The sequence below is a fragment of the Streptomyces sp. NPDC050988 genome, assembly GCF_044456225.1.
In the GTDB taxonomy this organism is placed as follows: Bacteria; Actinomycetota; Actinomycetes; order Streptomycetales; family Streptomycetaceae; genus Streptomyces.
In genome coordinates this window covers 29,995-51,850 of record NZ_JBITFQ010000020.1, presented here as the reverse complement: position 1 = coordinate 51,850, position 21,856 = coordinate 29,995, and the positions used below count along the sequence as shown (strand labels likewise).

The window sequence follows — 21,856 nt, the reverse complement described above, 5'->3', positions numbered from 1 at the left end:
CGGGGGAAGGTCTGCCCGGATGGAAAATGGCTTGTGCGGACCAGAGGACGCGACAACGTTGTCGAATGGTCTGGCCGAGACTCTACTCCTCCAACGGACAACGCTGTCAAACCTGTTGGGCCTTGAGCCGTCCGAGTGTCGGCCGCGCGCGTCCCTGGGAGGACGGGCGCTCTTCCGTGGTACAGGTGCGGCACGCTACTGTCCCTGCGGCTTGTGCGACCCGTGGTGCGCGACCCGTCCGAAGGAGGAGGGGCCGCGTCATGCGTTTCCGTCCGTCATCCGTGCTTCTCGCCGTTGCTCTTGCCGCCGCCATGGCCGTCGGCGCCGGAGCCACGCCCGCCCTGGCCGCACCCCCACCGGGAGCGGCACTCGTCCAGGACCCCACCCAGTACGTCGACCCGCTCATCGGCACCAGGAACGGCGGCAATGTCTTCCCGGGCGCCGTCGTGCCCTTCGGCATGCTCTCCTGGAGCCCCGAGAACACCCGGGGCGACGCCACCCGCACGGCCGCGCCCGGCGGCTACCAGTACGACGCGACCCGTATCCGCGGCTTCAGCCTCACGCACATGTCCGGCACGGGCTGCGCGGGCGGCAGCGGCGACATCCCGTTCTTCCCGTACGCGGGCGAGGTGACCTCGTCCCCGGCGAGCGACACCAAGGACGAGGTGTACGCGGCGGACTTCAAGCACGCCGACGAGACCGCCGAACCCGGCCACTACAAGGTCGGTCTCTCCTCCGGTGTCACCGCGGACCTCACGGCGACCGCACGCACGGGCTCGGGCCGCTTCACCTACCCCGCCGACAAGCCGGCCTCGCTGCTGATCCGTACCGCCAACTCCGAGGTGGGCTCGACGACTTCGGACGTCCGCATCGACCCCGAGACGCGCACAGTCTCCGGTTCCGTCACGTCCGGCAACTTCTGCGGCTACCTCGACCCCGAGGGCCAACGCAGCTACTACACCCTCCACTTCACCGCCCGCTTCGACCGCGCCTTCAAGGCCACCGGCACCTGGCAGGACGACAAGCTGAACCCCGGCGCCACCGAAGTGAGCGGCGGCACCGGCGGGTTCGGTGCGAGCGGCCGGCCGGTCGCGGGCAAGGGCGCGGGCGGATACGTGGAGTTCGAGCCCGGCACCGGCCCGGTGAACGTCAAGGTCGGCATCTCGTACGTCAGCCGGGCCGGCGCCGAGGCCAACCTCGCCGCCGAGAACCCGCCCCGCCGCTCCTTCGACGACGTCCAGGACGCCGCGCGCAAGGCCTGGCGCGACCGCCTGTCCACCGTCAAGGTCGGCGGCGGCACGGACGACGGGCGCACCACCTTCTACACCGCGCTCTACCACTCCCTCCTCCACCCGAACGTCATCAGTGACGCCGACCGCAGATACAGAGGCGCCGACGGAAAGGTGCACCGGGTGGGCACGGGCCACCGGGCCCAGTACGGCACCTACTCCGGCTGGGACGTCTACCGTTCCCAGGTCCAGCTGCTCACCCTGCTCGACCCGCGCACCGGTTCCGACATCGCGCAGTCGCTGCTCGAACTGGCCCGCCAGAACGGCGGCGTGTGGGACCGCTGGCTGCACGGCGCGAGCGGCACCCACGTCATGAACGGGGACCCGGCACCGGCGACCCTGGCGGGCATCAGGGCCTTCGGCGGCCGGGACTTCGACCTGCGCGGCGCGCTCGACTCGCTCGTGAAGGCCGCCACCGTACCGACCGATCTCGACCTGAGCCCGGCCGGGAAACCCATCATGTCCGTCGGCCAACGCCCCTCCCTGGACAAGTACTTGGCGAAGCACTACATGCCGTCCGTGTCCAACGCCTGGGGCGGTGCCGCCGAGACCCTGGAGATGTCCGGCGCCGACTTCGCCCTCGCCCAACTCGCCACCGCGGCAGGGGAGAAGAAGACCGCCGAGACCTTCACCCGTCGCTCCCAGTGGTGGCAGAACAACTTCAACATCGCGGCCGACCCCACCGGCGGCTACATCGCCAACCGCAAGGCGGACGGCAGCTGGGTCACGGGCTTCACCCCGGCCACCGGCAACGGGTTCGTCGAGGGCACGGCCGCCCAGTACACCTGGATGGTCCAGCACAACCCGGCGGGCCTCTTCGCCGCAATGGGCGGGCAGGACAAGGCGGTTGAGCGTCTGGACTCGTTCTTCCACAACGCCGACGGCAGCTGGGCCTTCACCGGCAGCGGCGGCGACAAGTCCGAGTTGGACAACGAGCCGTCCATCAACGTCCCCTACCTGTACGCGTACGCGGGCGCGCCCTACAAGACCCAGGAGACCGTACGGGCCGCGATGGACAAGCTCTGGTCCACCCAGCCCGGCGGCATCCCCGGCAACGACGACCTCGGCGCGATGTCGTCCTGGTACGTCTTCTCCGCGCTCGGCATGTATCCGCAGGTGCCGTCGCGGGCCGAACTCGTCCTGGGCTCACCGGTGTTCCCGAGGGCCCACATCTCCCGCCCGAACGGCAACGACATCGACATCAAGGCGGCGGGCGCGGCGGCTGACTCGCCGTACGTCCAGTCGCTGAAGGTCAACGGCCGTACCAGTGACCGGCCTTGGCTGCCCGCCTCCTTCGTTCGTGACGGCGGCACGCTCGACTACACCCTCGCCGGAACCCCGAACCGCGCTTGGGGGAGCGGCGCCGAGGACGCCCCGCCGTCCTTCCGCGACGGCGAGCAGCCGTACCAGATCGGTGTCGGCCCGACCACGGCGACGGTCGCTCCCGGTGGCAGCACGAAGCTCGACATCCGCGCGCTCGCGCTGAGCGGCGGTACGGGGCCCGAGGTGCGCTTCCGTGTCGAGACCCCCGAGGGCGTCGTGGCGACCCCCGCCGAGGGCACGGTCACGGACGGGGCCCAGGAGATCACGCTGGCCGCGGACGAGGGCGCCGAGCAGGGCTTCTACGACGTCGAGGTCAGCGTGACGTCTGGCGACAGCGACACCTCGTACGACCAGCCCGTCGCCCTCACCGTCGCGGCGCCCGGCTCCCTGCTCGCCGCGTACAACAACACCGGGACCACGGACGACACCGGTGATCACGCCGAGGGCGACTACGACGGTGGCGGTTGGAGCTACTCCCGTCAGGCCCTCGCCGCCGCCGGTCTCACCCCGGGCGGGCAGGGTTCGGTGAACGGTCTCGCGTACACCTGGCCGAACTCCCCGTCGGGCCGCCCGGACAACGCCTCGGCGACCGGCCAGAGCATCGAACTCCCCACACCCGCAGCCAAGTTGAGCTTCCTCGGCAGCGCGGTCAACGGCAACCAGCAGACGCGGGCCACCGTCACGTACGACGACGGCACCACCGACTCCATCGACCTCTCCTTCACCGACTGGACCGTCGGCGGCGGAGGCGGCACCGTCCAGTACGGCAACGAGGTCGTCGCCCGGACCGCGTACCGGAACGTCGCCGGCGCCGACAAGGACCCGGTCGCCACATACGTCTTCGCCACGAAGCCGTACGAGGCGCCGGCGGGCAGAACGATCAAGAGCGTGAAGCTGCCCGACAACGCCGACCTGCACGTGTTCACCGTCGCGGTGAACTGAACTCCCTTTCCCAGCAAGGCAATTCGCTTCCCGGCAAGGCAAGGCCGTTTCCCTGCCGGGCAATCCGCCTCCGTCGGTGATCCAACCGGCGGAGGCGGTAGCGTGTGCGATTCCGACGAACGCCCCGGGGGACGAGCCATGCGCACGCGAGAGACAGTGCTGCGGCCCGCGGCCGTCTGCCTGGCACTGGTGCTGCCGCTGGGCGGACTCGCCGGGTGCGGCTCAGGCGTCGGCGGTGCCAAGAAGTCGTGGATCGCGGTGCCGGAGCAGTTCTATCTCCGGCCGCCCGGGGACAAGGCCGGTCCGACGAAGAAGGTGCCCTTCCACGTCCAGGCCGAGGACGTGAAGGCCAGGAGCCGCGTCGGAGCGCAGGACCACCGGCTCACGGTGGACGTCACCGGGTCCGAGCGGGCCGTACGGCTCAAGATCTCGGACATCCGCAAGAAGAACCCCAGGTGCGCCGGGACCGAGACGCGGGTCGTCTGCCGGGTGGGCGGCTCCTACGACAGCTGGTCCGACATCGACCGCGTCTATCCGTACGCCGCCCCGGGCAGCAGGCCGGGCGACAGCGGAACGGCCCGCTTCAGCTTCACCACCAAGGAGGGGAAGAAGCTCAGCGCCCGCACCCGGGTCGTCGTCGGCGAGCCCGTGGTGAAGGTGCGGACGACGAAGGTGTTCAAGGACGTCGGGCCCGGCTCCGTCCTCAGTACGCCCGTGGTGGTCCGCAACACCGGGGAGGTGCCCGTGCGCGGAGTCGGCCTGCAACTCTCCGTCGGCACGGGCCTGCGCTTCAAGCAGCGGTACGGCAACTGCCGTTACCCGGAACCGCAGAAGGGCTCCCTCGCGATGTGCGAGTTCCCCGACGTGCGCATACCGCCCGGGCAGGCGGTCGTCCTCCGCCCGGCCCTGGCACTGGACGTCGCCACGACGGAGATGTACTCCTCGTTCCGCCAGCAAGCGTGGGCCCTCGACATGGGCCCCGCCAAGTACAGCGTGGTGCCCGAGGGCGGCGACCGTGGCGACGGCCCCCGGCTCACGACTGTGACCGCGCAGGGCTCCGACCTGAAGGGGACGTTCGCCGGCGGCGACGTGTGGAGTGACGTGCAGGTGGACACGTACGCCGACTTCGAGGTGTTCGCCGTCGAGGTGAGCGGCGAGCGCGGCAGCGAGCACACCGTGCGCCTGAAGGTCCGCAACAACGGGCCCGCCAACCCCGGGAGCACGACACTGCTGTTCACCCCGCCGGAGAGCGCCACCGTGGTGAAGCAGCCCATGGAGGCCATCGACGAGGGCGTGTACGAGCCCTACTGCGACCTCGACAAGGGCACGTACTCATGCTTCGTGGGAAGCGGGCTCGAAGCGGGCAGGACGCGCACCTTCGACTTCAGGCTCCGCCTCGGCGGACCGGGCGAGGGCAGCGTGCGGGTGACGGACGCCCGCGATTCCGACCGCCGGGACCCTGACCCCGCCAACGACACGGCACCGGTTACCGTTCTGCCGTAACCGGTGCCGTGTACGCCGTGCGTGTGCTGTCGAGCCGTGCCGTGCGTCAGCTCAGCAGTTCCACCTCCGACAGTGTCGCCTCACCGTCGAGGACCAGTCGGTACTTGGTGTACGACCCGGGCGCCGAGACCGAGAACGCCCGTGTCTGCCGGTCCCAGGTGAAGGACTGACCGGACCGCTTGTCGAGGTCCTTCCACGTGGTCCCGTCGGACGAGCCCTGGAGGACCCAGCCCTGCGGAGCCTTGGAGCGCTCGGCCGAAGTCAGCGTGTACTGAACGGCCTTGGCCCGGTCGGCGGTCGGCAGATCGACGGACTCGACGGTCGCGTTCGTCGCCGAGGTGTTGTCGAACAACTTGCCCTCGCCCTTGATGACATCGCTGCGGGGCGACGGCACCTTGTCGTCCTGGGTGATCGAGACGGGCGCCGCGTTCTTCCCGGTGCCCCACGAGGACGGCTTCGACCCCATGTCGAACTCCAGCACGCCACCACGGGAGATGATCGAGTGGGGGAGCGAAGTCTTCGTCCAGGCCTTGCCGTTGACCTTCAGGCCCTGCACGTAGACGTTCTTCGCGCTGTTCTTCGGGGCCTTCACGACCAGCTCCCGGCCGTTCTCGAGGTGCACGGTCGCCTTGGTGAACAGCGGTGAGCCGACGGCGTATTCGCCGCTTCCCATCACCAGCGGGTAGAAGCCGAGCGAGGAGAAGAGGAACCAGGCCGACTGCTCGCCGTTGTCCTCGTCGCCGTGGTAGCCCTGCCCGATCTCGCTGCCGGTGTAGAGCCGGGACAGCACCTCACGGACGTTCTTCTGCGTCTTCCAGGGCTGACTCGCCGCGTTGTACATGTAGTTGACATGGTGGGCGACCTGGTTGGAGTGCCCGTACATGCCCATCCGTACATCACGCGCCTCGGTCATCTCGTGGATGACGCCCCCGTACGAGCCGACGAACTCGGGAGAGGCGGTCTCGGGGGTCGCGAAGTACGTGTCGAGCTTCTCCGCGAGCCCGGAACGGCCGCCGTAGAGGTTGGCGAGGCCGCGGGAGTCCTGGGGTGCGGTGAAGGCGTAGCCCCAGCCGTTCGTCTCGGTGTAGTCGTAACCCCACACCCTCGGGTCGTACTTGGACGACTCGACCCGCCAGTCGCCCTTCTCGTCACGGCCCTGGAAGAAGCCCGCCTTGTCGTCGAACAACTTCACATATTCCTGGGCGCGGTTGAGGAAGTACTCGGCCTCCTCCTTGTAGCGCTTCTCGCCCGTCTTCTTGTAGAGGGTCTGGCCCATCTTCGCGATGCCGTAGTCGTTGAGGTAGCCCTCAAGTGCCCACGAGAGGCCCTCGTGCGTGTCGGTGCTCGTGTAGCCGAGGAACGGCGAGGTCGCCATGCCCTTGCGGCCCACGCCCGAGGAGGGCGGCACGACGGTGGCGTTCTTGACCGCCGCGTCATACGCCGACTTCGCGTCGAAGTCGACCCCCTTCACGTACGCGTCCGCGAACGCCACGTCCGAGGAGGTGCCGGTCATCAGGTCCGCGTAACCGGGCGAGGACCAGCGCGAGGTCCAGCCGCCGTCCTTGTACTGCTGCACGAACCCGTCGACCATCTCACCCGCCTGACCGGGCGTCAGAAGCGAGTAGGCCGGCCAGGTCGTCCGATACGTGTCCCAGAAGCCGTTGTTGACGTACACCTTGCCGTCGACGATCTTCGCGCCGGTGTGCGTCGGGGTGTCCGGTCCTGGCATCGGCGAGAACGGCGAGGCGTACTGGTACTTCCCACCGACCTTCTCGAAGCCGGAGTTGGGGTACAGGTACAGCCGGTAGAGGCTGGAGTACAGGGTCGTCAGCTGGTCCGGTGTCGCGCCCTCGACCTCGACCTTGCCGAGGATCTTGTCCCACTGCTTCTGGGCGCGCGACTTGACCGCGTCGAAGGACGTGCCGTCCGGGATCTCCTGACGAAGGTTGTCCTTGGCCTGGTCGATGCTGATCAGGGACGTGGCCAGGCGGAGCGTGACCGTGCGGTCCTCGCCCGCCTTGAACTTCAGATAGCCCTTCACACCGGAGGAGTCGCCCTCGGCGACCTCCGCGTCGAAGACCCCGTACACGAAGAGGCGGGTGGCGCCCGTCGACAGGCCGGACTTCACGTCCGAGTAGCCCGTGAAGGTCCCGTTCTCCTTGTTGAGCGTCAGGCCCGCCTGGTCCGTGACGTTGTCGAAGATGACGCTCGCGTCGTCGCCGGGGTAGGTGAAGCGCATCGCCGCCGCGTGGTCCGTCGGCGCCATCTCCGTCTTCAGGCCGTTCTCGAACCGCACCCCGTAGTAGTACGGGCGTGCCGTCTCGTTCTCGTGCTTGAAGGGCAGCGCGCGGGCGGTGCGGCCCGTCTCCGGGGTGCCGGACGCGGCCGACGGCATCACCTGGAAGGTCTGCCGGTCACCCATCCACGGGCTCGGCTCATGACTCGCGCTGAACGCCTGTATGGTCGGCAGGTTGTCCGCGTTGTTCGCGCGGGCGTAGTCGTAGAGCCAGCTGAGCGACCCCGCGTTCGTCACCGGCGTCCAGAAGTTGAAGCCGTGCGGCACGGCCGTCGCCGGGAAGTTGTTGCCGCGCGAGAAGCCGCCGCTGGAGTTGGTGCCGCGCGTGGTGGACGCGTAGTCCGAGAGATGCGCCTTCGGCTTCTCGGGCTTCTGCACGCTCAGCTTCACGTCGTCCAGCCAGCCGCGGAACTTCGCGGGCCCCTTCGGGGAGTCGTACGCGACCAGGATCCGGTCGACCGTCCGGCCGGCCGCGACCGAGCCGATCCGCGAGACGACGTTGTTCCACTGGTTGACGTACAGCACCTTCGACGCGCCCTGCCCCTGCGGAGTCAGCGCGAACCCATGCTGGTCCTGGGCCCGCAGGTCGCTCAGATAGGTGCCGTCCGTGAACGCCAGGTCCACCGACACGTTCGTGGCGTCGTAGTCCCGGTCGCCGTCCGCCATCGACGGGAATACCCGGTACGCCAGCTCGGTGTCGCGGCCCACGGCCACGTTCACGTCGAAGATTTTGTTGTACGAGTAGGCGCGGCCGTCCGCCTTGTGCGTGCCCGCGTACCGGAGGGCCTTCTTGCCCGTGAAGCCCGCGCCGGACTTCGCGGTCGGGGAGCCGCTCGGGCCGCGGTCCACCAGCGAGAGCATGTCCTTGGGCGTCGGCTCCGCGCCGCCGCCCGTGGAGAACTGCACGTCGGCGAGTTGCAGGGCGTCCGAAGCACCGTTGTTCTTGGTGACGTCGAGCCGGAAGTGCTGGTACTCCGCGGGCTCGGCGAGGTCGTACGACTTCGTCTGGAAGCGCTCGCCGAAGGACTCGCCCGTGCGGGTGTCGAGGGTCTTCCAGTCCTTGCCGTCCGTGGAGCCCTGGAGGGTCCAGTCGACCGGGTCGCGCTCGTCGTGGTCGTTGGCCGACGTGAGCGCGTACGTCACCAGCTTGACCGGGGCGTCCAGCTCGAACTCCACCCAGCCGGTGGGCGCGAAGGTCAGCCATTTGGTGCCGGGCTCGACATCGACGAGGTTCTCCTTCACCTCGCCCGAGCCCGAGTTCTCGCCGCTCGCGCGGACGTCCGTGACACGTTCGGTCACATTGCCGGGAATGCCGGTGCTGAAGCCGCCGTCGACACCCGACGAACGCTTCGAACCATCGGCCGCGGTGTCGACCGTATTCAGCCAGTCGGGTGCTGGTTCACCCGCCTCGAAGGAGGAGCCGAACTCCCGGTCCGCGGCGGCGGCTTCGGCCGGACGGGCGATCGCGGCGCCCTGCGAGGCCACCACCAGCGCGAGGGCGGTCGCTCCGAGGACCGCCGTGGAACCCCATCCGTGCCGTGCCCTGATCCGAGATCTGTGCGGAGATCCTTGCCGAGATCTGTGGTGCATGCGCCAGCACCCTCCCTGTCACGTGCGCCTGGACAACGTTGTCATATTTGCTGCGCAGGTCCAGTAGGGAGTCAAGTGGTCAGGGATGTCAAGGGTGTTGGACGTGGCGTATGGGGGTATTGGTCATGCCTGCCCCAATGGTCCGCCGGCGGGCCCACCTGTCGGCTTCCTGTTCGGCGGCTGATCGTCACCTGATCGCTCGCTGTAGCGGCGGACCTGCGGGCAGCTGATATTTCCGCGAGGTCTCACTTCGGGAAAGAGTGTCGGCCAACCGTGCATTCGATCTTGCTCAGCTGGCGGGAAGTGGACTATACCTGTCGGCGTCCGCCCAGTCGTTCGACGGGCCGCGGACAGATGAATGGCCACGGGGAAGAGGGGGCGCGGCGCATGCCGGGCGTCGTGTATTCCCGCTGATCCCGGTGCTTGACAAGTGCACGACCCCAGCTTCAACAACCCGCGGTGCCGGGGAGGGTCCGGTTCACCGCCTGAGTCCTGATGAAGGCGAGGACTTGAGCATGGGATCCACTTCCGCCAACAACCGTGAGGGTATCGGCCGCCGCGATCTGATCAAGCGGTCCGCTGCGCTCGGCCTGATTTCCGTACCCACGATGAGTTTCCTGTCGGCGTGTGCCAGCAGTGACAGTGGTAGCGACGAAAAGGTCGACAAGGGCAAGAAGACCAAGGAGAATCCGCTCGCCGTCAATGAGACCGCCCCGTTGGAGATCGTCATCTTCGACGGCGGTTTCGGCACGAAATACGCCGAGGACGCCAAGGCGGTCTACGAGAAGAACTTCCCGAAGGCGAAGGTGAAGTTCTCCTCGACCCAGAAGATCCAGTCGGTCCTGCAGCCGCGCTTCAACCAGGGAACCCCGCCGGACCTGATCGACAACTCGGGCGCCGAGCAGATGGACATGGGCGTCCTCGTGGGCAAGAAGCAGCTCGCGGACCTCACGCCCCTGCTGGACGCGGCCTCCGTCGACGACCCGAGCAAGAAGGTCCGCGACACGCTGCGCCCCGGCATCGTCGAGATGGGCCAGTTCGACGGCGATCCGGTCTGGATCATGTACTACGCGTACACCGTCTACGGCGTGTGGTACTCCCAGAAGGCGCTGGACTCCCTCGACGCCACGTACCCGGAGACCTGGGACGAGATGCTCGCGGTCTGCGAGAAGGCGAAGAAGAAGGGCATGGCGGGCTGGACGTACGCGGGCAAGCACCCGTACTACCTCCCCTTCTCGCTCTACCCGATGATCGCCAAGGTCGGCGGCACCGAGGTCCTCGACGCCATCGACAACCTCGAGCCGAACGCCTGGAAGAACCCCGCGGTCAAGACGTGCTTCGAGGCGTACTACGAGCTCTTCAAGAAGGGCTACATCCTCAAGGGCACGCCGGGCCTGGACCACATCCAGTCCCAGACCGCCTGGACCGAGGGCAAGGCGCTCTTCATCCCGAACGGTTCCTGGGTGGAGAACGAGGCGGCGAAGACCATGCCGAAGGACTTCAACCTCGCGGTGTCCGCGCCCACCGGCATCGACAGCTCGGACAAGATGCCCTTCGGCACCATCTGGGCGTCCGGCGGTGAGCCCTTCATCGTCCCCGCCAAGGCCAAGAACACCGACGGCGGTATGGAGCAGCTGCGCATCATGCTCAGCGAAGCCTCGTCGAAGAACTTCACCGAGTCCGTCAAGTCGCTGACCGCGTTCAACGGCGGCACCGACGGCATCGACCTGACCCCGGGCCTCAAGTCCGGTGTCGCGGCCCTGGAGAAGGCCGGCGACAACGTGGTCAACCCGCGCATCCAGGACTGGTACGTGGCGCTGCAGAAGGAGAAGATCGGCGTCGGCGGCCTCGGCGAGATGATGGCGGGGCGGCTCACCCCGGCCGAGGCCATCAAGAAGATCCAGGGCTACGCCGATGAAGCGGCCAAGGACGACTCCATCCAGCACTACAAGCACCAGTGAGCTCGGCCGGGGACCCCGGGTGGTGACCGGGGTCCCCGGCTCTCGATGCGCGGCATCGGCGGCGGTTCCCGCGGGAAGATCGGGTCGGTAGGAAATGCAACACGGTAAATACCGTTTCATCGTGGGGTTCTTGGCGGCCCCCCTGGGCATCTACGCCCTGTTCGTGATCTGGCCCTTCATCCAGTCCATCTACTATTCGTTCACGGACTGGAGCGGTCTGAGTCCTGACTTCAAGATGGTGGGCTTCAAGAACTACACCAGAATCCTCGACGACGAGGTTTTCTGGAAGTCGTTCCAGCACAGCGTGACGTTCGTCCTGCTGCTGCCGTTGGTGACGCTCACCCTGGCGCTGTTCTTCGCCTTCATGCTCAATGTCGGCGGACGGCGCCGGAAGAACGCGGCGATCGCGGGCGTCCGTGGTTCCTCGTTCTACAAGGTCGTCTATTTCTTTCCGCAGGTGCTGTCGATCGCGATCGTCGCCCTGCTGTTCCAGTTCGCCTACAACCCCAACAGCGGCGCACTCAACTCCGCTTTGAAGGCGGTGGGTCTGGACAACGTCCAGCCCGACTGGCTCGGCGATCCCGACCTCGCCCTGTGGTGCGTTTTCGCAGTTCTCGTCTGGTCCACCGTCGGCTTCTTCGTGGTGCTGTTCTCCGCCGGAATGGCCTCCATTCCCAAGGACTACTACGAGGCCGCACTGCTGGACGGCGCCAACCGCATCACGACGTTCTTCAGGATCACCCTGCCGCTGCTCTGGGACACCGTGCAGTCCGGCTGGGCCTATATGGGCATTCTGGCGCTCGGCGCCGAGTCCTTCGCGGTCGTGCAGATCATGACTGTGGGGCCGAACGGCGGAGGCCCCGACTATTCGACGACCGTCCTGCCGCTGTACGTCTACCAGAAGGCGTTCCGTGACGGCCAGGCGGCCTACGCGACGACGATCGGTGTCGCCCTGCTCCTCCTGACGCTGCTCTTCGTGGCCGTCGTGATGAGGCTCGGCCGACGTGAGCGGCTGGAGTACTGATGCGGACCGAGCTGACCGAGCCGCGAGGAGGACACGAGTGAAGACGACCGAGACGCCTCCCGTCGACACCGCCGGGGAGCGACCGCCCGTCACCAAGGTGACGGTCGCACCCGCGCCGCCGGCGAAGGCCACCGAGGGCAGGGTCCTCAACTTCTTCTCGCACGGCATGCTCATCCTCTGGGCGTTCATGGTCGTCATGCCGCTGCTGTGGGCGGTGATGACCTCGTTCAAGACGGACCGGGACATCTTCAGCTCGCCCTGGGCGCTGCCCGACCGGCTGCACTTCGAGAACTGGTCGCGCGCCTGGACGTCGGCGAACATGAGCGACTACTTCCTCAACACCGTGATCGTGGTGGGCTTCTCGCTCCTCGGCACCATGCTGCTGGGCTCCATGGCGGCATACGTCCTCGCGCGCTTCGACTTCCCCGGGAACCGCTTCATCTACTTCCTCTTCATCGGAGGAATGAGCTTCCCGATCATCCTGGCGCTGGTCCCGCTGTTCTACGTCATGCAGAACCTCTCGCTGCTGAACACGCTGCCCGGACTGATCCTGGTCTACATCGCGTACTCGCTGCCGTTCACCGTGTTCTTCATGACGGCCTTCTTCCGAACGCTGCCGAGTTCGGTGGCCGAGGCGGCCTTCGTGGACGGCGCCTCGCACACCAGGACGTTCTTCCAGGTGATGCTGCCGATGGCCAAGCCCGGTCTGATCAGCATCAGCATCTTCAACTTCCTGGGGCAGTGGAACCAGTACATGCTGCCGACGGTGCTCAACACCGAACCGGACCGGAAGGTGCTCACCCAGGGCCTCGTCCAGCTGGCCGTCAGCCAGGGCTACAAGGGCGACTGGTCCGGCCTCTTCGCCGGCCTCGTGATGGCGATGCTGCCGGTGCTCGCCGCGTACATCGTCTTCCAGCGCCAGGTCGTCCAGGGACTCACCGCGGGCGCGCTCAAGTAACGGTTCGGCCGTCGGTTCGGTTTGCGAGGGTGGTCCCGGATTGGAGCCGGGGCCACCCTGGTGTGTGCGGGCGCGTGCGCGCCCCTCTCTTGCTCAACCTCTTGACGGGAGGCAACCCCAACGGCTCAGCTTAGAGTTCACTAGTTGGACATAGACGGGGTCTCACTGAGGCGACCCCGTACGCAGGAGGTCGTCGTGGAGACTCCGGGGTCGCAGTCGTCGCTGCACCGAGCCAATCTCGAACGGGTCGTACGTGCGGTGCGCCTGGCCGGGTCGCTCACGCAGGCCGAGATCGCGAGGACGACGGGCCTGTCCGCGGCCACGGTCTCCAATATCGTTCGAGAGCTGAAGGACGGCGGAACGGTCGAGGTCACCCCCACCTCGGCGGGCGGCCGAAGGGCTCGCAGCGTCAGTCTCAGCGGTGATGCCGGCATCGTGATCGGGGTCGACTTCGGGCACACCCATCTGCGCGTCGCGGTCGGCAACCTCGCCCATCAGGTGCTCGCCGAGGAGTCCGAGCCGCTCGATGTGGACGCCTCCGCCGCGCAGGGCTTCGACCGGGCGGAACAGCTGGTCAACCGCCTGATCGCGGCCACCGGCGTGGACCGTACGAAGATCGCGGGCGTCGGGCTCGGCGTGCCGGGACCGATCGACGTGGAGTCCGGGTCGCTCGGCTCCACCGCGATCCTGCCGGGCTGGACCGGCACCAAACCCGCCGAGGAGCTGGGCGGACGGCTCGGCGTGCCCGTGCACGTCGACAACGACGCCAACCTGGGAGCCCTCGGCGAACTCGTCTGGGGCAGCGGGCGGGGCGTCCGGGACCTGGCCTACATCAAGGTCGCGAGCGGTGTGGGCGCCGGACTCGTGATCAGCGGCAAGATCTACCGTGGCCCGGGTGGCACAGCGGGAGAAATCGGGCATATTACTCTTGACGAGTCCGGCCCGGTCTGTCGCTGCGGCAACCGGGGCTGCCTGGAGACCTTCGCGGCGGCGCGCTATGTGCTGCCGCTCCTGCAGTCCAGCCACGGCACGGACCTGACCATGGAAGGTGTCGTACGGCTGGCGAGGGACGGAGACCCTGGCTGTCGTCGGGTGATCGCCGACGTCGGCCGACACATCGGCAGTGGAGTCGCCAATCTCTGCAACTTGCTCAACCCGAGCCGGGTGGTTCTCGGTGGTGATCTCGCCGAGGCCGGAGAACTCGTGCTCGGGCCCATAAGGGAGTCCGTCGGCCGCTATGCGATCCCCAGTGCGGCACGTCAACTATCCGTTCTGCCAGGGGCACTTGGCGGCCGGGCGGAGGTCCTCGGGGCACTCGCTCTCGCGCTCAGCGAGATGGGCGATTCGACCCTTTTGGACGGCTCGCTCACCACGGCCACGCCTGCCTTCACTTAGAGAACGGATGGCACCGTTGCCATCTCGTTAAGGATTTACTTCTTGACGTCGCACTTGTGGCCGAGTTGACTTCCAGCCACCTCGGCCGCAACGTCGCGGCCTCGTCAGGGAGGTTTCTGAAGTGAATACGCGTATGCGTCGCGCCGCCTTTGCCGTTGCCGCAGGTGCGATGGCTGTCTCGCTGGCTGCCTGTGGCAGTGCCGACGAGGCCGGCGACAGTGACAGCACGAAGTCCGCGGCCAAGGGCGACGCCATCAAGGTCGGCCTCCTCCTTCCGGAGAACCAGACCGCGCGGTACGAGAAGTTCGACAAGCCCTTGATCGAGAAGAAGGTCAAGGAGCTCACGAACAACAAGGGCGAGATCGTCTACGCCAACGCCAAGCAGGACGCCACCACGCAGTCCCAGCAGGTCGACACGATGATCACCAACAAGGTGGACGTGCTGATCGTGGACGCCGTGGACTCCAAGGCCATCGCCAACGGCGTGAAGAAGGCCAAGGAAGCCGGCATCCCCGTCGTCGCGTACGACCGCCTGGCCGAGGGCCCGATCGACGCCTACACCTCCTTCGACAACGAAGAGGTCGGCCGCGTCCAGGGCAAGGCGCTTCTGACGGCTCTGGGCGACAAGGCGAAGCCCACCGCGAAGATCGTCATGATGAACGGCGCGGTCACCGACCCGAACGCCGCCCTCTTCAAGAAGGGCGCGCTGTCCGAGCTCGACGGCAAGGTCGACATCGCGAAGTCGTACGACACCAAGGAGTGGAAGCCGGAGAACGCCAACGCCAACATGGAAGGCGCGATCTCCGCGATCGGCAAGAACAACATCGTCGGCGTCTACTCCGCCAACGACGGCATGGCGGGCGGCATCATCACCGCCCTGAAGGCCGCGGGCGTCACCCCGCTCCCGCCGGTCACCGGCCAGGACGCCGAGCTGGCGGGTGTGCAGCGCATCGTCTCCGGTGAGCAGTACATGAGCGTCTACAAGCCCTACCCGCAGGAGGCGGACGTCGCCGCGGAGATGGCCGTCGCCCTCGCCAAGGGCGAGAAGCTCGACTCCATCGCCAAGGACTCGGTCGACAGCCCGACCACCAAGGGCGTCCCGTCGGTGCTCGTCCCCGTCGTGTCGCTGACCAAGGACAACATCAACGACACCGTCATCAAGGACGGCATCTACACCCTCGACGAGATCTGCACGGCGAAGTTCAAGTCCGCCTGCACCAAGATCGGTCTCGAGTAGTCACACGCAAGTCCCTCACCCCGTACGGGAATTCGCCAACGGATTCCCGTACGAGGCTTGATTCCCGCAAGGAATCGATTCCGGGACTCGCGCACCAGAAGCTCCTCCGGCGCCCCGCAACCACCAGCCCCGCAAGCTAGGGCGGGGCGCCGGACGGAATCCTTCCTCCCTCCCCAATTCTTCTGCACAACCTCCCGCCGGGTCAGGCGGCGAAGGAGATGGTTAACGTGTCCGCTACGCCTGTCCTGGCGTTGCGCGGGGTCTCGAAGCGGTTCGGTGCCGTCCAGGCGCTCACCGACGTAGAGCTCGAGGTCCACGCCGGCGAGGTGGTCGCCCTGGTCGGCGACAACGGCGCCGGAAAATCCACGCTGGTGAAGACGATCGCCGGCGTGCACCCCATCGATGAGGGCGTCATCGAATGGGACGGCAAGACCGTCCAGATCAACAAGCCGCACGACGCCCAGCACCTGGGCATCGCGACCGTCTACCAGGACCTCGCGCTGTGCGACAACATCGACGTCGTCGGCAACCTCTACCTGGGCCGTGAGCTGAAGAAGCGCGGCATCCTGGACGAGGTCGAGATGGAGCGCCGCTCCCGCGAACTGCTCCAGACGCTGTCGATCCGCATCCCCAGCGTGCGCATCCCGATCGCCTCGCTCTCCGGCGGTCAGCGCCAGACGGTGGCCATCGCCCGCTCCATGCTCGGCGCGCCCAAGCTGGTCATCCTCGACGAGCCCACCGCGGCCCTCGGTGTCGAGCAGACCGCCCAGGTCCTCGACCTGGTCGAGAGGCTGCGCGAGCGCGGCCACGCGGTCCTGCTCATCAGCCACAACATGGCCGACGTCAAGGCCGTCGCCGACAAGGTGGCCGTGCTCCGGCTCGGCCGCAACAACGGCGTGTTCGAGGTCAAGACCACCTCGCAGGAAGAGATCATCTCCGCCATCACCGGTGCCACGGACAACGCCGTGACCCGTCGTGCGGCGCGCAGCAACGGGGAGGCTCAGAAGTGAGCATCGACAAGACCTCCGCCACTCCCGAGGACCACGTCGTCGAGAACCCCGAGGCCGCCGCGGGCGCCGATGTCGCCGTCGACCCCCGGCTGCTGGTGCGCGAGCGGGGCTTCGCGGGCTACCTCGACGAGTTCAAGCGCAAGATGCGCGCCGGTGACCTGGGCTCGATCCCGGTCGTCGTCGGTCTGATCGTCATCTGCGTCATCTTCCAGAGCCTCAACTCGGCCTTCCTCTCGGCCGAGAACCTCAACAACATCGCCGTCGCGATGGTCGCCACCGGCATGATGTCCGTCGGCATCATCTTCGTGCTGCTGCTCGGCGAGATCGACCTGTCGGTCGGCTCGGTCAGCGGTGTGGCGGGCGCCATCACCGCCGTGCTCAGTGTCACGAACGGCGTGAACGAGTGGCTGTCGGTCCTCATCGCCCTCGCGAGCGGTGCGGCCATCGGCGCGATCCACGGCTTCTTCTTCGCCAGGATCGGCGCGCCCGCCTTCGCGGTCACACTGGCCGGTCTGCTGTTCTGGCTCGGCTTCATGCTCCAGATCCTGGGCGAGAACGGCACGATCAACCTCGACGGCGACGGCGTGGTCGGCAAGCTGACCACGTACTACTTCTCGGATGTCGCGGCCGCCTACGGGCTCGCGGTGGTCGCGGTGGCGCTCTTCTTCGTCACCTCGTTCCTGGACAGCCGCCGTCGTGAGGCGGCGGGCATCCCGGCCCGGCCGCTCGTCGACATCGTGGTGCGCACCGCGATCCTCGCGGTCGTCGCCTTCGCCGCGGCGATCATGTTCAACCAGTACAAGGGTCTGCCCCTGGCGCTGCTGCTCTTCGTCCTGGTCCTGGTGATCACGGACTTCGTACTGCGCCGCACGACCTACGGCCGCAAGATCTTCGCGCTCGGCGGCAGCGTCGAGGCGTCCCGCCGTGCCGGTATCAACGTCACGGCGGTACGGATCTCGGTCTTCGCCATCGCGGGTTTCTTCGCCGCGGTGGGCGGTCTGTTCTGGGCCTCGAAGATCGCGGCGGCCAACCAGAGCGCCGGTGCGGGTGACCTTCTGATGAACGTCATCGCGGCGGCGGTCATCGGTGGCACCAGCCTCTTCGGTGGGCGGGGGCGCACGTGGAACGCGCTGCTCGGTGTCATGGTGATCACGTCGATCCAGTACGGGCTGGCCCTTGAGGGCATCGCCACGCCGGTTCAGTACATGATCACTGGTGGTGTGCTTCTTGCCACGGTCGTCATCGACTCGATCACGCGCAAGACCCAGAAGACCGCGGGCCGCGCGTAGCGGTTCATGGCCTGACGTTTGTGGAGAACTGCGGGCCGGCTGTGGCTGGTCGCGCAGTTCCCCGCGCCCCTCAGGGGGCACAAGTGCCCGACACCAATGGCGGTGTCGGGCACTTTCGTTTGTCCTTGTGCGTTTGGTGGCGGGGGCCGTGGGCGAGATGTTTTACGGCCGAACGCGTGACGTACGACGCACAGCCCGGCCGCCGCCGTGAAAGGCGGAACATTAGACTCGACAGACCCGGCATAGCTCGATCAGCTCTACTGCAAGGAGGCACGGGTGCCGCTGCTGACCCGCATCAGGGGACCGCGCGATCTGGACCGGCTCAGCCTGGAGCAGCTGGACCAGCTGGCAGGCGAGATCCGGACCTTCCTCGTCGAAGAGGTCTCCAAGACCGGCGGCCACCTCGGCCCGAACCTCGGTGTCGTGGAGCTCACCATCGCGCTGCACCGCGTCTTCGAGTCCCCGAAGGACAGAATCCTCTGGGACACGGGGCACCAGTCCTATGTGCACAAACTGCTCACGGGCCGCCAGGACTTCTCGAAGCTGAAGATGAAGGGCGGCCTGTCCGGCTACCCCTCGCAGGCGGAGTCCGAGCACGACGTCATCGAGAACTCGCACGCCTCCACCGTCCTCGGCTGGGCCGACGGCCTCGCGAAAGCCAACGAGGTCCTCCGGAAAGAGGACCACGTCGTCGCCGTCATCGGCGACGGAGCCCTCACCGGCGGCATGGCCTGGGAGGCGCTCAACAACATCGCCGACGCCAAGGACCGCCCCCTCGTCATCGTCGTCAACGACAACGAGCGGTCGTACGCCCCCACCATCGGCGGCCTCGCCAACCATCTGGCGACCCTGCGCACCACCGACGGCTACGAGCGGTTCCTGGCCCGGGGCAAGGACATCCTGGAGCGCACGCCCGTCGTCGGCAGGCCGCTCTACGAGACCCTGCACGGCGCCAAGAAGGGCCTCAAGGACTTCATCGCCCCCCAGGGCATGTTCGAGGACCTGGGCCTGAAGTACGTCGGCCCCATCGACGGCCACGACATCGAGGCCCTGGAGTCCGCGCTCGTCCGCGCCAAGCGCTTCGGCGGCCCCGTCATCGTGCACTGCCTCACCGAGAAGGGCCGCGGCTACCAGCCCGCCCTCCAGGACGAGGCGGACCGCTTCCACGCCGTCGGCAAGATCCACCCCGACACGGGCCTGCCGATCGCCTCCTCCGGCGCCGACTGGACGTCCGTCTTCGGCGAGGAGATGGTCAAGCTCGGCAAGGAGCGCGAGGACGTCGTCGCCATCACCGCCGCCATGCTCCAGCCGGTCGGCCTCGACAAGTTCGCCAAGGCATTCCCGGACCGGGTGTACGACGTCGGCATCGCCGAGCAGCACGCGGCTGTCTCGGCGGCAGGACTCGCCACCGGCGGGCTGCACCCCGTCTTCGCCGTGTACGCGACCTTCCTCAACCGTGCCTTCGACCAGGTCCTGATGGACGTGGCGCTGCACAAGTGCGGTGTCACCTTCGTCCTCGACCGGGCCGGCATCACCGGCACCGACGGCGCCTCCCACAACGGCATGTGGGACATGTCGATCCTCCAGGTCGTCCCCGGGCTGCGGCTGGCCGCCCCGCGCGACGCCGACCAGGTCCGCGCCCAGCTCCGCGAGGCCGTCGAGGTCACCGACGCGCCGACCGTGGTCCGCTTCTCCAAGGGCGCGGTCGGTCCCGCCGTGCCCGCCGTGGGCCGGATCGGCGGCATGGACGTCCTGCGCGCGCCGGGCACCGACGTCCCGGACGTGCTGCTCGTCTCCGTCGGCGCCCTCGCTCCGATGTGCCTGGAGATCGCCGGTCTCCTCGACAAGCAGGGCATCTCCACCACCGTCGTCGACCCGCGCTGGGTCAAGCCCGTCGACGAGGCCATGGCCCCGCTCGCCGAGCAGCACCGCGTGGTCGTCACCGTCGAGGACAACTCCCGCGTCGGCGGTGTCGGTTCGGCCGTCGCCCAGGCCCTGCGCGACGCGGGCGTGGACGTACCGCTGCGCGACTTCGGCATTCCGCCCCGCTTCCTCGACCACGCCTCCCGCAAGGAGGTGCTGGCCGAGATCGGACTGACCGCACCGGACATCGCCCGGCAGGTCACCGGCCTCGTCTCCAAGCTCGACGGCCGGTTCGACCAGGCCCACGCCACGGTGGAGTCTGCCCGCGACTGAACAGGGCTCAATGGGCCGGTTTCCACACCCTTTACGGTGGTGAAACCGGCCCATTAGCGTGAAACCTGCCGCGCCGGGGCATACGGACCACGCCCCCTCTCGATCATGTCGAGGACGACAAGCGTGGGAGGTACGCCGTGAGCAGCACCCTCTTCAGGACGAAGAAGGTCGAACAGTCCATCCTCGATACCGAGGAGCCAGAGCACGCGCTCAAGAAATCCCTGTCCGCGCTGGATCTGACCGTCTTCGGCGTCGGTGTCATCATCGGCACCGGCATCTTCGTCCTGACCGGCACGGTCGCCAAGAACAACGCCGGTCCCGCCGTAGCCCTGGCCTTCGTCGTCGCCGGGGTCGTCTGCGCGCTCGCCGCGCTCTGCTACGCCGAGTTCGCCTCCACCGTCCCGGTGGCAGGCTCGGCGTACACGTTCTCGTACGCCTCGCTCGGGGAGCTGCCCGCCTGGATCATCGGCTGGGACCTCGTGCTGGAGTTCGCGCTCGGCACGGCGGTGGTCGCCGTCGGCTGGTCGGGCTACATCGCCTCGCTGCTGGACAACGCGGGCTGGCAGCTGCCGGCGGCGCTCAGCGGGAGAGAGGGGGCCGACGGCTTCGGCTTCGACATCCTCGCCGCCGCCCTCGTGCTCGTGCTCACCGGCATCCTCGTGATCGGCATGAAGCTCTCCGCCCGGATCACCGCGCTCGTCGTCGCCATCAAGGTCACCGTCGTCCTGGTCGTCATCATCGCCGGCGCCTTCTTCATCAACGGCGACAACTACGACCCGTTCATCCCGAAGGCGCAGGAGGTGCCGGCGGGCGGCGACCTCCAATCCCCGCTCATCCAGCTGATGTTCGGCTGGGCGCCCTCCAACTTCGGCGTGATGGGCATCTTCACCGCCGCCTCCGTCGTCTTCTTCGCCTTCATCGGCTTCGACGTCGTGGCCACGGCCGCCGAGGAGACCCGCAACCCGCAGCGGGACATGCCGCGCGGCATCCTCGGCTCCCTGATCATCTGCACCACGCTGTACGTCGCGGTGGCGATCGTCGTGACCGGTATGCAGCACTACACCGAGCTGTCCGTGGACGCCCCGCTCGCCGACGCGTTCAAGGCCACCGGGCACCCCTGGTTCGCGGGCTTCATCAGCTTCGGCGCCGCCGTCGGCCTCACGACGGTCTGCATGATCCTGCTCCTCGGCCAGACCCGGGTCTTCTTCGCGATGAGCCGCGACGGACTGCTGCCGCGCTTCTTCTCGCGCGTCCACCCGCGCTTCAAGACCCCGCACCGGCCGACGATTCTGCTCGGCGTGATCATCGCGATCCTCGCGGGCTTCACCAGCCTCAGTGAGCTGGCCGAACTGGTCAACATCGGCACGCTGTTCGCGTTCGTCGTCGTCGCGATCGGCGTGATCATCCTCCGCCGCACCCGCCCCGAACTGCACCGCTCCTTCCGTACCCCGCTGGTGCCGTTCCTGCCGATCGTCTCCGTCCTGGCCTCGCTGTGGCTGATGCTCAACCTGCCCGCCGAGACCTGGCTGCGGTTCGGCATCTGGATGGCGCTCGGCTTCCTCGTGTACTTCCTGTACGGCCGCTCCCACAGCCGTCTCGGACGCGGCGAGGAGGCCACGGTCGGCGACGTCATCAAGCCGCAGCGCGGAGACACCCAGTAACACCGGCCCCAGCCACCGACTCTCGCGATGAACCGGCCCCGTACGTCCCGCTTCACGCGGAGACCGCGGGGCCGGTCCGCGTCAGCCGGCGCCCGACCGCCGTCCCCACGGCGGCTCCTGACGGCCCGGTACGAGTCTGTGGGCACGGTTGGGCAGGACGGTGCCGTACGCGCGTGTGAGGC

12 protein-coding genes are annotated in these 21,856 nt (G+C 67.7%); 11 read left to right on the top strand and 1 reads right to left on the bottom strand.

What is annotated here, in order from left to right:
• Positions 1-260: 260 nt before the first annotated feature.
• The gene (locus ACIBEI_RS32830) at positions 261-3,554 is read left to right on the top strand and encodes a GH92 family glycosyl hydrolase (protein ID WP_398893836.1); all 3,294 of its coding nucleotides are present in this window, start codon (positions 261-263) and stop codon (positions 3,552-3,554) included.
• Positions 3,555-3,692: 138 nt separating this feature from the next.
• Positions 3,693-5,057 carry a hypothetical protein gene (locus ACIBEI_RS32825; RefSeq protein ID WP_398893835.1) on the top strand — a complete coding sequence of 455 codons (1,365 nt, stop codon included), beginning with the start codon at positions 3,693-3,695 and terminating at the stop codon, positions 5,055-5,057.
• Positions 5,058-5,103: 46 nt separating this feature from the next.
• Here ACIBEI_RS32825 and ACIBEI_RS32820 read toward each other — a convergent pair whose 3' ends face one another.
• The gene (locus tag ACIBEI_RS32820) at positions 5,104-8,943 is read right to left on the bottom strand and encodes a GH92 family glycosyl hydrolase (RefSeq protein WP_398893834.1); all 3,840 of its coding nucleotides are present in this window, start codon (positions 8,941-8,943) and stop codon (positions 5,104-5,106) included.
• Between the two features lie 515 nt (positions 8,944-9,458).
• On the opposite strand from ACIBEI_RS32820, the gene ngcE reads away from it, so the two are divergent.
• The 9 genes from ngcE (at position 9,459) to ACIBEI_RS32775 (ending at position 21,674) form a co-directional block, all read left to right on the top strand.
• The gene (gene ngcE / locus ACIBEI_RS32815) at positions 9,459-10,904 is read left to right on the top strand and encodes an N-acetylglucosamine/diacetylchitobiose ABC transporter substrate-binding protein (RefSeq protein WP_398893833.1); all 1,446 of its coding nucleotides are present in this window, start codon (positions 9,459-9,461) and stop codon (positions 10,902-10,904) included.
• Between the two features lie 94 nt (positions 10,905-10,998).
• On the top strand, positions 10,999-11,928 hold the full coding sequence (locus ACIBEI_RS32810) for a carbohydrate ABC transporter permease (RefSeq protein WP_398893832.1): 930 nt from the start codon (positions 10,999-11,001) through the stop codon (positions 11,926-11,928).
• 37 nt (positions 11,929-11,965) lie between these two features.
• Positions 11,966-12,886 (top strand): carbohydrate ABC transporter permease, encoded by a 921-nt coding sequence (locus ACIBEI_RS32805; RefSeq protein WP_398893831.1) that lies wholly within the window; start codon positions 11,966-11,968, stop codon positions 12,884-12,886.
• 195 nt (positions 12,887-13,081) lie between these two features.
• On the top strand, positions 13,082-14,281 hold the full coding sequence (locus ACIBEI_RS32800; protein WP_398893830.1) for an ROK family protein: 1,200 nt from the start codon (positions 13,082-13,084) through the stop codon (positions 14,279-14,281).
• Between the two features lie 133 nt (positions 14,282-14,414).
• On the top strand, positions 14,415-15,518 hold the full coding sequence (locus ACIBEI_RS32795) for a sugar ABC transporter substrate-binding protein (RefSeq protein ID WP_398893922.1): 1,104 nt from the start codon (positions 14,415-14,417) through the stop codon (positions 15,516-15,518).
• Between the two features lie 218 nt (positions 15,519-15,736).
• Positions 15,737-16,528 carry an ATP-binding cassette domain-containing protein gene (locus tag ACIBEI_RS32790; protein ID WP_200395366.1) on the top strand — a complete coding sequence of 264 codons (792 nt, stop codon included), beginning with the start codon at positions 15,737-15,739 and terminating at the stop codon, positions 16,526-16,528.
• A complete protein-coding gene (locus ACIBEI_RS32785) occupies positions 16,525-17,817 on the top strand; it encodes a sugar ABC transporter permease (RefSeq protein WP_398893829.1) in 1,293 nt (430 codons plus the stop codon). The genes ACIBEI_RS32790 and ACIBEI_RS32785 overlap by 4 nt, the downstream gene beginning before the upstream one ends.
• Positions 17,818-18,093: 276 nt before the next feature.
• Positions 18,094-20,013 (top strand): 1-deoxy-D-xylulose-5-phosphate synthase, encoded by a 1,920-nt coding sequence (dxs, locus tag ACIBEI_RS32780; protein WP_398893828.1) that lies wholly within the window; start codon positions 18,094-18,096, stop codon positions 20,011-20,013.
• A gap of 137 nt (positions 20,014-20,150) precedes the next feature.
• Entirely contained in the window at positions 20,151-21,674 is a 1,524-nt protein-coding gene (locus ACIBEI_RS32775; protein ID WP_398893827.1) for an amino acid permease, read from the top strand.
• Positions 21,675-21,856: the final 182 nt, after the last annotated feature.

Coding starts and splice junctions, on each gene's coding strand:
- ngcE (WP_398893833.1), top strand. CDS start 9,459: ATGGGATCCACTTCCGCCAACAACCGTGAGGGTATCGGCCGCCGCGAT.
- ACIBEI_RS32795 (WP_398893922.1), top strand. CDS start 14,415: ATGCGTCGCGCCGCCTTTGCCGTTGCCGCAGGTGCGATGGCTGTCTCG.
- ACIBEI_RS32790 (WP_200395366.1), top strand. CDS start 15,737: ATGGTTAACGTGTCCGCTACGCCTGTCCTGGCGTTGCGCGGGGTCTCG.
- ACIBEI_RS32830 (WP_398893836.1), top strand. CDS start 261: ATGCGTTTCCGTCCGTCATCCGTGCTTCTCGCCGTTGCTCTTGCCGCC.
- ACIBEI_RS32810 (WP_398893832.1), top strand. CDS start 10,999: ATGCAACACGGTAAATACCGTTTCATCGTGGGGTTCTTGGCGGCCCCC.
- ACIBEI_RS32825 (WP_398893835.1), top strand. CDS start 3,693: ATGCGCACGCGAGAGACAGTGCTGCGGCCCGCGGCCGTCTGCCTGGCA.
- ACIBEI_RS32820 (WP_398893834.1), bottom strand. CDS start 8,943: ATGCACCACAGATCTCGGCAAGGATCTCCGCACAGATCTCGGATCAGG.